Origin of the sequence: Spirosoma soli, assembly GCF_042684525.1 — a bacterium.
Classification (GTDB): Bacteria; Bacteroidota; Bacteroidia; order Cytophagales; family Spirosomataceae; genus Spirosoma; species Spirosoma soli.
In genome coordinates, this window is record NZ_JBHULN010000001.1 from 374,158 (window position 1) to 387,159 (window position 13,002).

Sequence of the window (13,002 nt, forward strand, 5' to 3'; positions counted from 1 at the left end):
GCTATGTACTTGGAAACGTACTGAATAGGAGCTTTAGTTTTGCAACTACGGCGGTGCCAGACAAAATCTTCGCGAATCATAAGTTAGTTAACAACTCATTCGCCTTAACAGACTATCTAGCGCGTTTGGATAGAAAAGGTTTCATCTAAGAGAATACATAGCCCTACAGTCAGGGGATTATTTTCTTTTGCAAGCCACTGGTTTACAGCAGCCTATCTCATGACCTTTTCAAATGAATAATCGCCAATCTCTATCCCGTTGGAAATTACTTACCCGGGCTGGGCTTCTGTTGATACTAAACGGGTTGACCTTCGTGGTCGTCAACGCTTTGATGCCTTCCTTTCGGCCAGCCTTTCCGACTATACCAGCCGGTGAGGCCGCCCAGCTTCCGGTGTTTTTGCTGGTGTACCTACTAATCAGAACGGCAGTGCTGGTCTATTTAATCAGGCATTTATCATCCCCAACGTATGGATCTGCGGTGTGGCTGGCGCTCATTCTCTTTGGCTTGGAAACGGTACTTATGCAACTGGAAACAATCTGGTTTCGGTCGGCCTTCCCCGCCCTGAGCTACCGAAATGTGGGAATCTTCCTTATGAGTAGCCTGCTCGAAAAAGCTATTATTGTGCCCATCGCCGTCTGGCTGCTACGTCCAAAAACGTCGCAAACTACATCGACCCAACCGTTTACTCCGGGGGTAATTGGCTGGCACCGCAGTTGGCTTTTACTGGCGCTGGTCTACGTTTGTATCTATTTCCTTTTGGGCTATTTGATTGCGTGGCAGTCGCCGTCCCTTCGTCAGTTCTACACCGGTTCGACCCGCCTGGACGGTTTCCTGACGCATATGCTGGACGTTGATCCCTGGTTGATTTTGTTTCAATACGGGCGTGGCCTTGGCTGGCTGGTTCTGGCGAGTTTATTAAGTCATCTCTTCACTAACCACAGGAAATTGTTCCAGATTAGTATTGTCCTCATTGGGGCAGTGTTAATCCCAGGGGCCTTACTGCTGCCAAACCCGCTCATGCCCGAACCCGTACGGTACGCTCACCTTTGGGAGCTGGTATCTTCGGGGACACTTTGGGGTTGGCTGCTGGGACGTTACGTTCACGTAAAGCAAATGGGCTAAATCCCTTTGAGTTAATCCTCGCTCTTGGATAATATCACGTCAACTTTATTGTCTGTCGTTCTCATCACGTGTTAACACAGTCAGGATTTTGCCTAAATCTTTTGCTAAAGCGCAATTCATCGGCCTATTCGTTAACAACCTGGATAACATGGTAGATTACTACACCGAAAAGCTTGGCTTCTCGTTCATTCGTTAGGAAATTAAAGAAAACAAGCGGATCTTTTTCGTGCCGGTAGACGACATTCAATACGTCGAAGCCGACGGCAACTACCTCTGGATTTATACGGGTGCCCGACGTCACCTGCTGAGCGAATCCATCCGTTCGCTGGAGCCCCGGTTGCCGCCCGCTCAGTTCATTCGCATCAACCGGTCTTACATGATCAACCAATACGCCATCAGGAGATGGAGCCGTATTTCAACGGGGAGTATAACGTAAAGCTAACGGGTGGCGCCATTCTCCGCTGGAGCCGGTCGTACCGCGGCCAGCTGGGCCAACTCGTCGGCTGGTCGTCGTAAGCAGAAAGCAGCCCGGTATACCTGTACTTATCTGTCCGCAGCCTAGCCCGGCTAACTTACCCTGAAAGGAACACACTGCCGAATTATCGGAGTATTGGCTCTACTTCACTCCCGAATTACTCTACTTCAGTTTTTTCCTGATGTTGTTCTGACAATGGGGGCCAGTTGCCCCTCTTTCTTTGCTGCCGGTTCAGACAACAAGTCAATGAAAAAAATAGCAGTAGCCTTCACCGCTTTCTTTTTAATGATGGGCTTTGCCGCGCAGGCCCAGATTGACACGACGGTCCGTCGAGTGCTCATTCCCAATGGCGATGTAGTGTTAGACGGCTTACTCATTCTGCCCAGGAAGCAGACCATGCCAGCGCCAGCCCTTATCTGGGTAGGCGGCTCGGGTGACTGGGAAATGATCAGCAACTACAAAAACGAGCCGGACATCTTGTACCGCTACTACCTCGAACACGAGTTGTTAGCCAAAGGGTATGCCATCCTCTACATGAATAAACGCGGCAAGGGGCGCTCGACCGGTAACTGGCAAAAAGCCGGATTTCAGGACTGGGCCGCCAATGCCAATGCGGCTTTCCGTTACCTCGCGTCACTGCCCCAGATCAACGCCAATCAGATCGGTATGGTTGGCCATAGTCAGGGAGGCTGCATTGTGCAACTGGCGGCTACTCAAAATCCGAACGTAGCCTTTACGGTGTCTCTCTGTGGGGCAACGGTTGATGTGTATACGCAAACCATGCAAACGTACCAACGACAGTACGAGTGCGAAGGCCTACAAGGCAACCGCTTAACCCGCAAACTGCGCTGGAAGAAACGAGAATTAGCCCTCGGTACTGTTGTGGGGCGCGTTTTCAACGGGGGCGAGGCTGGTCAGTGGGCGCGCATCCGACATTATAACCACGATGCCGTGTTGAAAAAGGTAGAAGTGCCCTCGCTGATGGTCTTTGCTGAATTAGATGCGTATGTATGGTCTGAAGCCAACCTAACCCATCTGCGTTCGTTATTTCCGGAGGGCGTACCAACCCGTATGCAGACGTATATGCTGCCCCAGGGCGAACACATACTGCATATAGTGCCTAATGGCTTTGTTCTGGCTTGGGACGAGCTGAAGGATAGCACAAAACATTCCTACTCGGAAGCATTACGCGGCTACCTGGTAAACTGGATTACGGCGGTTTCGGCTCAACCCACCACAGCTAAACAATGAACGCCATGACATCGAACGCGCCGTTTCAACCTACTCAGCCACACGAGCGTATACACCTGATGGATGCTTTGCGTGGCTTCGCTCTGTTTGGCATTCTAGTCGTCAATATCTGGTCATTTTCACGCGTTGAGTGGTTACCAGCCGAGCAGCAGACTCAGCACTGGCTCACTGATTCACTCAAGATACTGATCGAGACTAAGTTTGTGACCATCTTCTCCATGCTGTTTGGGGCAGGCTTCTATCTTCAGCAGCAACGGGCACTGGCGAAGGGGGTAAACTTTCCCGCTTACTACACCAAACGGATGCTGATCTTGTTCGGCATTGGTTGCCTGCATGCTTACCTGTTCTGGTTCGGTGATATTGTCCGTAATTATGCCTTGTTGGGGGTGGCTTTACTTACGGTACGACATCTGTCGGCCAAGGCAACGCTACGGCTTGCCCTGCTCTTCATTGGGTTTTTAACGCCGGTAACGTACATCCTCCGTGACGCAATTGGCATACACACCAACCCAGATCAGGTTGACGGTATGCCGCTGGCTACGTATGTCTTCAACGCTTTCACAACCGGGTCGTATCCCCAGATTCTCCGGGCCAACTGGATCATTGATCCCTGGCACAACTTTATGCAGGACATGCCAATTGCCTTAGTGTTAATGTTTGGCCGAATGCTGCTGGGCGTTTGGCTGGCGAAAATTGGTTTTTTTCGTAATCCGGCAACTTATCAACGACTTATCCGAAGATGGCTCTGGTGGGGCGGCACGGTCGGCGTTAGCAGTAGTGTGGCTTTCTGGGCAATTGGCACCGGGCGATTGGCGATGGATGAGCTTTACATGATTCCAGTTATTTTTCTGGTGGCCGGAGGTCTGGTGCTCCACAGTCTTTTCTACGTTGGTTTGTTTATCAAAAGCTATTCTGGCTTTCTAGGGGCGTTATGGCAATGGAGTTTAGTTCCGGTTGGACGAATGGGCTTGACTAACTACTTTAGTCAAACAGTGCTGGCCTTTGCTTTTTTTTATGGCACCGGAGTGATTGGCCGCCTAGCCCCAACGACAATGTTGGGCTGTGCTTTGGGCTTGTTTATCGTTCAGGTATTGCTGAGCCGGTGGTGGCTCTCAAGCCATAAATCTGGCCCCGTTGAATGGGCCTGGCGGGGTTTGTCTTACTGGGTAGTCGGCGCCAAATCCGCGAAGGCCGAACCCACTGAATCATGAGCGGCTGGCAATTCTTTGTTCGATTACTAAATCAGATCATTAATGACCCGTAAGCGCTGGATACAACTGGTTGGGGCGGTCTTTACGGCTGTCTTTCTGGTAACGTTTGATAACGTTCCGCTGGTTGATCTTCTTCAGAAGCCTACTTATTACCGCGACTTAAGCCTTACCTTCATCGCTTCATTTCTGTTGTTTAGCTACGTTAGTTTTATAACAAGTCAGCTTGATAGACGGCCCGGCTGGGCGGGTAGTGGGCTGTGGCGGTTAACGGCACAGGGTGTGTTGGGCGTAGTGGGGGCTTCGGCGCTGGCGTACGGAATGGCTTATGCTCAGTATCGATTCGTTGACCGGGAGCACGTTTTTGGAACGGATTCGTTTTTGCAGGTCGAGCTCCCGGTCATGGTTTTGTGCCTGCTGTTCGTTAACAGCCTATATGTGGGAGGTTCCTATTTTCGATGGCGAGAGCAGTCGCAGATAAGGCCGTATCAGGAACAACCGAGCCCGCCCGAAACGTCTTACGTAACAACGGTCATTGGCATTCATGGGCATAAAAGGATAAATGTGCCTACGGATAACATAGCCTTTATCTGCGTAGAAAACGGTATAACGTGGCTATTCACCTTTGATAATGCCCGGTATCATCTCGATGAGCCCTTGCACCAACTCATGGAGCGACTCAATCCGACCCAGTTTTTCCGGGTTAATCGTCAATATATCGTTCAGTTGTCGGCTTGTTTCTCGTATGAACCCGCTGATTTTAGTAAACTGACGCTACGGTTGATTCCTCCGTTCAATCTTGAACTAACGATCAGCCAAAAGACGGCTGCTGGTTTTCGTCGTTGGATCGAGCGACAGCCAGCAGCAGATTGACCATGTGCCTTTATTGCGCTCTACTACGTCAAGCTTGCCTCTCAAGTCACGTGCATCGTTAAGAGGTACTCCTGGAGGAAAGAGACCTCTTCATGGATAGAACCCGCGCGTTAATCGAATAGTCGGGACGCTTGCAAGCGTCCCGACGTAGCTTAGGCCTATACCTTATGATGTAAGTCTATGTTATTTATCAGAAAACTCTTTGTTTTATTGCCAACCGAGTTGTTGAGTCGACTCCATAACCAATTCTGGACTACCCTATTTTCGCTGATAGTTTCAGCCGTACTTCCGGTCTGTCTGACGAGCTGCGAGCCTAAGCAAGATCCCGCTCCCGATGCCGTCGTTGTATCAACGAAACCGGTTGATGCGGCAAAAGGAATTGTATCTTTATTCGATCAATACCAGGTCGTTGCCCTCTCCGAGCTTCACTATAATCAGGAGATTTGGGACATCGTTGAAGCAGTATTAGACAATTCCCGTTTTCAAAGCACGGTTCAGAATATCGCCCTGGAAGGAGGCAATGCACGGTATCAGCCATTAATGGACCGTTACACAAATGGAGAAAGCGTAACCGAAGCGCAGATCAAACAGGTTTGGCGAAACAACACGCAGGTGAACACTACTTACGATGCGCCAGTGTACCTTCGGATGATTAACCACGTCAGACGTATCAACCAGAGCCGCGCGACTGGCCAGAAGTTGCGGGTTATTCTGCTCGATCCAGCCATCGACTGGTCGTCGATTAAGGGCGAAACCGACTACTTCCCGTTTTTGCTGGATCGCGAGCCGAGCATGGCCCGGGTTATTGAAAAGGAGGTCTACGTCAATAACCAAAAAATACTATTTATTGCTGGCGGACCTCATGTCGAACGGAATTTACCAACCGCTCCTGTGAAAAGTGCACTAACCCAGTTAGAAGAAAAGCATCCAAAGACTACGTTCAACGTAGCATTCTATAGCGGCTTTGGGCTAGACCAGCAGCAACTTCCCCAGGTAGAAGGTCTGTTTTCTGGTTGGTCGAAACCGGCTATTGCCTTGCTGGAAGGTACTCCGCAGGGCGAGTTGGCAGCAGGCATCAACACGGCGGCCAAAGGACCTGATGGGCAGCTGATTGATTTATACCCTGGCCTTAAGCTCAAACAACTTTTCAACGCTATTATTTTTGCTGGTAAGCGCGGGGAGCTCTCCACGTCAAGCCCCTCACTCGGTGTTTGTACGGGTAAGCCTGAAGATGAAGCCTGGAAGCAGGAACTGCTGCAACGCCAGCAATTGGTGAATGTGCCCCCGCCATTACGGACAACGGCCGAGGACATGTGTAAGCCACTGCCAGTGCGCTACTTTGATCAATCCATTTTCAAATGAACGATACTCATAAACCAAATCAGGAACGGCTACGAGTAACGGCAGGACTCTTTGTTCTGCTGTTCTTTTTGTTTCTGGGGTGCGTTTGGAAGCCGTATTGGGAAATGCGGGAACTGACTCGCCATCTGGCATATTCCCTTAACCCGCCAATGCCCTTTGGGCGTTACGGACTACTTTTTTTGAGCATCTACGCCTTTTCGCTGTTTCACCATTTCTACCTGCTCCCTAATGACCTCCTGCGCAAAAGATACAGAAGATACTGGCTGAGCGTCATCATCGGCCTGCTTCTTCTGTTGGGCGTTGATCAACTGCTGTGGCAAGTCAGCAGCTCAGATCGCATGATGGTATCACTGAACCTACCAAAAGGTCAGCCGCATATCATTCCTATCACCAGTTCTTCGTTTACCCCTGAGCTTTTACATCGGCTGGACGTGATGCCCTTATTAATCACACTGTTCGTGTTGGGGTTAAGCGCTGGCTATGGGCTGGGCCAACGGTACTATCAGGAGCAAATTGCACGGCGTGAACTAGAACGGGATCTGGCTGCAACGGAGCTAACGCTGCTTCGTAACCAAATTCAGCCGCACTTTTTCTTCAACGTACTCAACACGATTTATGCCATGATTGACCGGGATTCAGATTTGGCAAGGCAGGCCGTTTATCGGTTTGCCCGTCTCATGCGTTATACGCTCGAACTAGGCGAAGGACTGGTCCGACTTGACGAAGAGATTGAGTTCCTTGAACACTACATCAGCCTGCAGCAGCTTCGGTATGAGCAGAAGGTTGTTGTTACCTGGCATCGACACATAACGACGACCGACGTTCGTCTACCGGCCATGCTCCTGCAACCGCTGGTCGAGAATGCCTTTAAGTATGGGGTGCATCCTCAGGCCGAGTCGTTCATTACACTATGTATAGAGGAAGCCCCTTCTCAGATCAGCTTTAGCATAACTAACCGTGACTTCTCTTCTGGTTTGAAAAAACGCGAAGAATCCCTGGGCGTAGGCCTTCAGAACGTAAGGAGTCGCCTGCAACGGCTTTATAGGGATACCTTTGCCATGCATACCGAAACCACCCAGTCATTATTTACCATAACCGTAACCATTCCCAAGTGCCATGAGCCCGAGCCACCCATTCCGTTGTATCGCCCTGGATGATGAGCCATGGGCGCTTACTCAGACAGCCAGTTACATTGAAAAAACGCCCTTCCTGACGCTGGTTGATCGTTTTACCAATCCTGTCCAGGCGCTGGAGTTTATACAAAGTCAGCCGGTTGATGTGCTTTTTCTGGATATTGAGATGCCCCTGCTCAATGGCCTTGATTTAGCCCGTTGCCTTGTTCATAAACCAATCATTCTAATTTTTACGACCTCTTACCGGGAGTATGCTTACGAGGGTTTTACCTTGGAAGCCCTGGGTTATTTGCTGAAGCCGTTTAGCTACGAGGATTTCCTGAAGGTCACTTTGCGCCTAAGCCGCGTTCCTGGCTTAAATACGGATACGGAGGCAAGCTTAAGTTATCTGTTCGTGAAAGTAGGTTCTGATTGGAAAAAGTTGAAACTGGACGAGATTGTGCTGATTGAAGCCCTGGGCGATTTCGTCAAAATCTTTACAACCCATCGAAAACAACCTTTAATCGTAACGAGCCGTATTCACCGGCTGATGGAAAAGCTGCCGCCAAGCCAGTTTATGCGTGTACACCGATCCTACGTAGTAGCTTTGGATAAAGTACAAGGCGTCGTTCAGGAGCGAATCGTACTCGAACCTAATCATTATATACCTGTTGGAGAGACATTTAAACCGGCTTTCGATGAGTTTTTAAGAAGGACCTGCCTTCGGTAATTTGTGAATAAGCCAAGCCTGTTTGCTTATAGATCCGTAAATAAGACTATAGTACTTCCCATAACAATTCTACTGACCAATAGTCACTTGTACACAGGTTATCAGAAACTTACTCAGGTTTCTGTCACCAAAGTATCGATTTGTCCCTATGTAACCGCTTTCAAGACGATATACATGTTGTCTGCCCCTCAATAGAAAAGCGAGACACCTAATTGGGGTTATTCAGACGATGAAAGTTGCGGTATTCAGTGGGTGTAAAACCCGTTTTGGCCTTAAAGACAGCATTAAAAGAGGATAACGTATTGAACCCAGTCTCAAAGGCAATCGTGACTACTTTAGCGTTTTCAAATTCAGCAGACACCAACTTTTGTCGGGCGACCTCAATCCGGTAACCATTGATCCAATCCGAGAAATTGGTACCAGTTTGTTCATTCACCACCTGCGAAATATCCCTCAGTCGGATACTGGTCCGTTGGCTGAGCAGTTGCAACGTCAATTCTGGATCTAAATACAGTTGCTGATACTCAACCGACTCCTTTATCTTGTTAAAAAGCGTAGTTTTCTGATCGGCTTCGATCGTTGAGTTTTTGTATTTGATAGGTATAGGATCGGCAAAAACCAGCTTTTTGCCAGCAAGTAACCACACTAAACCACACACAATCACCGAGTAGGAAAGAGTAGACGTGGTACACATGAAAAAGATACTACCATCATAGACATACGCGAATAAATAGCTTCCAATAATTACGCCAATGGCCGCAACCAAGGTGATTGACCATTGATAGGTGGCTTGTTGCTGCGCTTGGTAATGGGCAGTAACTAAATAAACACACGCTCCCCAATACACAAGATTCTGGGCTAGCACAAACGGATATAAATGTGAATTAAAACTGAAATCCGGGAATGAAAGAAAGATATAGAAAAGCCCACCACCCAAATGCAGGAAGTCAAAAAGCACCAGTCGTTTTTTGTTTTCGAGCAGGGCTTTCAGGTGCAGGAATAACAATACAGGTGCGATAAGCATCGCTATGATCCCACATTGCTCAAGCCAGAGCGGAAGTTCGGCATAAAGCAAAAAAATAGGCTTCATTACGCGCAGATTAATGGCGAACAATAGGCCTGCAAGCAATTTATTAACAAAAGAGTTTGGCCGTTTGTATCGGAATAAAAAAAAGGACAGGCCCAAACTCAGCAAAAGCCCTAAGCTGGTCAGGCTTGATAGTAGGTAAGTAGGTAACGACATACGACAGTGAGTAGAAAAATGGTCATCGAAATGATTATGATGGTTAAAGATTTAACCAGTAATTGAATTTCAGGACAAGCGCTCGATTTTTATTCTTGAGTAACGGATCGACAAAATAATTATCGGTATAAACCAAATATACATCGGACATCGGCTTGTAGCGCCATTGAAAACGGCTATTAACGTTTACGTTATTGAGCTGCGTATTATATTGTAAAAAGGTGGTCCAGAATAAGCTCGTCGAGAAATTGATTTCCACCTTAGGGCTAATCAGCCAGATTGTTTCGGTAATACCGTACCGGGTGAGTTGATTGTACTCCGTATTGAGCCCCATATTTCCCCAAGGCTGTACTCGGTAGGTCAATCCAGCTTTCACCGTTTGGATTGTACCACCATAGTAGCCTCCTCTTCCAACATTTATGGTATAGTATATGGGTTTGATGTTAGACGAGCTGTACTCTGCTTTAAGCATTGAAAACCGGTAGCTTCCCTTGTCAACCATCAGTGCGTCTGTCACCCTGAACGGATACCTGATGTTGACGCTACTGTGATTGACGGTGAGGTTTAAGTAGCTGCGATTTTTAAAGTCGAATTGGGTGCCAAACTCTTTAATAATCTCATTCTGACTGCCGTCTGGATTCCAGACGTGGCTGTCCCAAATCTTGAAATTGATGGTATTAAGCACTGACCTTTTGGGACGAATAAAATAGTCGAACCGGTTATAAAACTCGCTGAAGCCCACTTGAAAAGTCGTATCCCGTTTCAGGTCGTAGGTTTCCAGACGGGTTGAAAAACCCATATCGGCGTAATAGTTGGTTCCTACCCGAATGAAATCCGAAAATAATTGCATATTTCGACTCCGGTATCGACCCTGTAAGTTATAGAACCAATTGTCAGTCCTGATGCCTGATTTAGCCGAATAATGCACACTCGGCGTGAAGGAGAGTTTACCTGACTGATTGATATACTGGAATTCCAGTCCTGTATTGCGACCATAGGCATCAACAGCTGACACGTTTTTTTCTTTTTTTGGGTCAATCGCGACCCGGCTCAGCACATAGCCTTTTAAGGTTGACCGTTTCAGCAACCGATAATAGGCAGAGATGGCCGTGTAGTTTTGTCCCGGAACTATCTCATTGGCCCTCGTGTGCATGTTCATAGCACCAATGCGCAGAGCACTAGTTACATTCCCGGAAAGTCTGACGCCGTACAAAATGGGCACAGCGTTTCCTGCTTTGTCAAGGCCAATTCGTCGGGAGAAAAACGGCGTCATATACCAGGGAATGGCATAGCTACCAAATATGTCGCCATTTTCCAGGAAAAAATTCCGGCGTTCGGGATAAAACAGACTAAAACGTCCCAAGTTGGTTTGCTGAGCGTCTACTTCAATCTGCGAAAAGTCAGGGTTCAGGGTGATGTCAAGATTAAGCGCTGAGTTCAAAGCCACTTTAGCATCAAGTCCAGCGCTAGGTGTGTGGCGCGTCTGTAGGCTATCAGCTTCAATCTGTTCGGTCAGGTAAGGAATCAGAGCTACGTTTTTCGATTGGATTGGCGGGGTCTCCTGCCAGCGTAATGTTCCGGTATAGCCTAGGTCGATGGGCCAGAAGTTAACCGGTACTTTGGTCCAGGTTGTAATTTGGTTATTGCCAAAGTCGACCCTTAAAAAGTTTATGCCCCAAGCCAGATTCTGGGATTTATAAGGAAGAATTTTCAACGGGATCGCGATTTCTACCGTCCAACAAGTATCATATCGTTGTGTCGCTGACAGCCATTTGTTATTCCAGGAGAACGACATCTCATTGAACAATGTACTGGTCAGGTTGTCGTCTGACTGAACGTTGTTAACAGACACGCCGAAGAAAAAGCCATTCGACTTTCGATTCATGGGATCTAGAATCACAGCAAAGCTTTCGCTCTCCCAAAAAGCCTGATCTCTCTTCCGAGTTTGTGCTGTAAAGTTGGAACAGACAATATGGGCCGCGATGTAGAGGTACTTATCATCGTAGGTTGTTTGAACCCTAGTTTGGGCTTTGGCCAGTTCTTTATCATTCGGTTTACTTTCCCAAAAAGGCGATGTTTTTTCGGCCTGTTGCCATGCGGCTTCGTTTAGCACACCATCCACATTAATCTGGGTCATGGTATGCTGAATAGTCAAATGAAATTGTTGGCTAAAATCTACGTTCTGGGCTAGTGCCCACGGTGCCAAAAACAAGCAGACGAGTGTAACAAAGTATGGAAGCTGAAAAAGGAAGCGCATGATTAGATGGATGTCCGGTCTTGGGACAAACGTCTAAGGAAAGCCTTACCTTTGCTTCCAAATTCATGATATTGGAGGTAAAAGTTTTTCAAATTGCTTTACATAGGAAAGTGATTGGATGTTACGAGCCGTAACATTACAGAAACATGCCTATTTATGAAGGTTTGTCTGTATACATCAGTTTTGCATTCGGGTAAGCAATGCTGTAATCATGGCAACCGAAGAAATCACTAAATAGGACGCACCATGTGAACGGGCGTTAACAACGTTACCTCAGATGGTAGCTAACAAGCGGGCAGAAGGCGATTGAGGAGTATAGAAACGACCCGAAGAAACAATCACTTATTGCCCGACTTGACCGTAAAAATGCCGAACGAGGAACAACCGATAAGTTATAAGTAAAGGCTTAATGAAGCCAAGTAACTAATCAAGCGCCCGACTTCTCCCCTGCAAACCACCGGTATGCACGGCCACAACCGTTGCGCCATCGGCAAAATAACCTTGCCGAGCTAAATCATAGATACCGTAGAGCATTTTACCTGTGTACACTTGCTCCAGTAATACCCCCGTTCGGCGCTCAAACGTTTTTATAAAGGTCAGTAAGTCCGGAGTTGTTTTTGCGTATCCCCCAAAAGAATAATCAGTCAACAATTGAACCGATGGACTTGATATGGGTAACTGAAAATCGGGGGCCTTTATCGATAAAAAGCCTAGCACAGTTGTTTGGTCTGGTGCTGTTCTCGCCAGTCCCGCTACAGTGCCCCCGGTTCCGACCGGGCAGCAGATGTAGTCGGATATCTGCCCTAATTGCGTTATTATTTCGGGCACAACTTCGGCTGTTCCCTGCATCGCCAGCTCATTGGTCCCGCCTTCCGGTAATACGTAACCCGTTCCGAACATATTCTGTAGCTCCCGTAAATAATCGGGTTCGTCCTTACGCCGGTAGTCTGTGCGATTAACGAAGTGAAGACGCATACCGCAGGCTTCGCAGAACGCTAAGGTCGAATTCCGGGGAGCAGTGGCCAGTTCGTCGCCCCGAACGATACCGATTGTCCGAAAATCAAACACCTGACCAGCCGCGGCCGTGGCATACAGATGATTTGAGTAAGCTCCCCCAAACGTTAGCAACGTATCATACTCCTGCTCTTTAGCTGCCAACAAGTTGTACTTAAGCTTACGCCACTTATTGCCCGATACCAGCGGATGCAACAGGTCATCACGCTTGAGAAACAGCTTGATATCCACCCGTTCGGGGAATGGATCGGCTAGTAACTGGAGGGGTGACTCGGCCGCAAACGTGGCGAATCGCTGCTTTATATTCGGCATCTGTGTATCTTCGTGACTTGATTAACGGCCTAAATCTGCGTT

The 13,002-nt window shown here is 48.1% G+C and carries 12 protein-coding genes; 9 read left to right on the top strand and 3 right to left on the bottom strand.

Annotation, left to right across the window (positions count from 1 at the left end):
• Nucleotides 1-232: 232 nt before the first annotated feature.
• The 9 genes from ACFSUS_RS01420 (at nt 233) to ACFSUS_RS01460 (ending at nt 8,134) form a co-directional block, all read left to right on the top strand.
• Nucleotides 233-1,123 carry a hypothetical protein gene (locus tag ACFSUS_RS01420; RefSeq protein ID WP_381518044.1) on the top strand — a complete coding sequence of 297 codons (891 nt, stop codon included), beginning with the start codon at nt 233-235 and terminating at the stop codon, nt 1,121-1,123.
• A gap of 88 nt (nt 1,124-1,211) precedes the next feature.
• The gene (locus tag ACFSUS_RS01425; RefSeq protein WP_381518046.1) at nt 1,212-1,319 is read left to right on the top strand and encodes a VOC family protein; all 108 of its coding nucleotides are present in this window, start codon (nt 1,212-1,214) and stop codon (nt 1,317-1,319) included.
• Between the two features lie 21 nt (nt 1,320-1,340).
• Nucleotides 1,341-1,559 (top strand): LytR/AlgR family response regulator transcription factor, encoded by a 219-nt coding sequence (locus ACFSUS_RS01430; RefSeq protein ID WP_381519145.1) that lies wholly within the window; start codon nt 1,341-1,343, stop codon nt 1,557-1,559.
• A gap of 285 nt (nt 1,560-1,844) precedes the next feature.
• On the top strand, nt 1,845-2,849 hold the full coding sequence (locus ACFSUS_RS01435) for an alpha/beta hydrolase (RefSeq protein ID WP_381518048.1): 1,005 nt from the start codon (nt 1,845-1,847) through the stop codon (nt 2,847-2,849).
• Complete coding sequence (locus ACFSUS_RS01440; protein ID WP_381518051.1) at nt 2,846-4,060, top strand: DUF418 domain-containing protein; 1,215 nt, start codon at nt 2,846-2,848, stop codon at nt 4,058-4,060. The genes ACFSUS_RS01435 and ACFSUS_RS01440 overlap by 4 nt, the downstream gene beginning before the upstream one ends.
• Before the next feature lie 42 nt (nt 4,061-4,102).
• Nucleotides 4,103-4,930 carry a LytTR family DNA-binding domain-containing protein gene (locus tag ACFSUS_RS01445; protein ID WP_381518054.1) on the top strand — a complete coding sequence of 276 codons (828 nt, stop codon included), beginning with the start codon at nt 4,103-4,105 and terminating at the stop codon, nt 4,928-4,930.
• A 180-nt stretch (nt 4,931-5,110) separates the two neighbouring features.
• Entirely contained in the window at nt 5,111-6,292 is a 1,182-nt protein-coding gene (locus tag ACFSUS_RS01450) for a hypothetical protein (RefSeq protein WP_381518056.1), read from the top strand.
• A complete protein-coding gene (locus tag ACFSUS_RS01455; protein ID WP_381518058.1) occupies nt 6,289-7,449 on the top strand; it encodes a sensor histidine kinase in 1,161 nt (386 codons plus the stop codon). The genes ACFSUS_RS01450 and ACFSUS_RS01455 overlap by 4 nt, the downstream gene beginning before the upstream one ends.
• On the top strand, nt 7,409-8,134 hold the full coding sequence (locus ACFSUS_RS01460) for a LytR/AlgR family response regulator transcription factor (protein WP_381518061.1): 726 nt from the start codon (nt 7,409-7,411) through the stop codon (nt 8,132-8,134). Before ACFSUS_RS01455 ends, ACFSUS_RS01460 begins: the two co-directional genes overlap by 41 nt.
• A 208-nt stretch (nt 8,135-8,342) precedes the next feature.
• Here ACFSUS_RS01460 and ACFSUS_RS01465 read toward each other — a convergent pair whose 3' ends face one another.
• The 3 genes from ACFSUS_RS01465 to ACFSUS_RS01475 form a co-directional block, all read right to left on the bottom strand.
• Nucleotides 8,343-9,224 (bottom strand): helix-turn-helix domain-containing protein, encoded by an 882-nt coding sequence (locus tag ACFSUS_RS01465; protein ID WP_381518064.1) that lies wholly within the window; start codon nt 9,222-9,224, stop codon nt 8,343-8,345.
• Nucleotides 9,225-9,420: 196 nt separating this feature from the next.
• Nucleotides 9,421-11,634, bottom strand: coding sequence for a carbohydrate binding family 9 domain-containing protein (locus tag ACFSUS_RS01470; RefSeq protein WP_381518067.1), 2,214 nt, complete (start codon nt 11,632-11,634; stop codon nt 9,421-9,423).
• 423 nt (nt 11,635-12,057) lie between these two features.
• Complete coding sequence (locus ACFSUS_RS01475) at nt 12,058-12,960, bottom strand: 1-aminocyclopropane-1-carboxylate deaminase/D-cysteine desulfhydrase (protein WP_381518070.1); 903 nt, start codon at nt 12,958-12,960, stop codon at nt 12,058-12,060.
• Between the last annotated feature and the right edge of the window lie 42 nt (nt 12,961-13,002).

What these genes read in the sequence shown, in the direction of transcription:
- ACFSUS_RS01460 (WP_381518061.1), top strand. Translation starts at nt 7,409, where the DNA reads ATGAGCCCGAGCCACCCATTCCGTTGTATCGCCCTGGATGATGAGCCA.
- ACFSUS_RS01445 (WP_381518054.1), top strand. Translation starts at nt 4,103, where the DNA reads ATGACCCGTAAGCGCTGGATACAACTGGTTGGGGCGGTCTTTACGGCT.
- ACFSUS_RS01435 (WP_381518048.1), top strand. Translation starts at nt 1,845, where the DNA reads ATGAAAAAAATAGCAGTAGCCTTCACCGCTTTCTTTTTAATGATGGGC.
- ACFSUS_RS01475 (WP_381518070.1), bottom strand. Translation starts at nt 12,960, where the DNA reads ATGCCGAATATAAAGCAGCGATTCGCCACGTTTGCGGCCGAGTCACCC.
- ACFSUS_RS01420 (WP_381518044.1), top strand. Translation starts at nt 233, where the DNA reads ATGAATAATCGCCAATCTCTATCCCGTTGGAAATTACTTACCCGGGCT.
- ACFSUS_RS01455 (WP_381518058.1), top strand. Translation starts at nt 6,289, where the DNA reads ATGAACGATACTCATAAACCAAATCAGGAACGGCTACGAGTAACGGCA.
- ACFSUS_RS01470 (WP_381518067.1), bottom strand. Translation starts at nt 11,634, where the DNA reads ATGCGCTTCCTTTTTCAGCTTCCATACTTTGTTACACTCGTCTGCTTG.
- ACFSUS_RS01450 (WP_381518056.1), top strand. Translation starts at nt 5,111, where the DNA reads ATGTTATTTATCAGAAAACTCTTTGTTTTATTGCCAACCGAGTTGTTG.
- ACFSUS_RS01440 (WP_381518051.1), top strand. Translation starts at nt 2,846, where the DNA reads ATGAACGCCATGACATCGAACGCGCCGTTTCAACCTACTCAGCCACAC.
- ACFSUS_RS01465 (WP_381518064.1), bottom strand. Translation starts at nt 9,224, where the DNA reads ATGAAGCCTATTTTTTTGCTTTATGCCGAACTTCCGCTCTGGCTTGAG.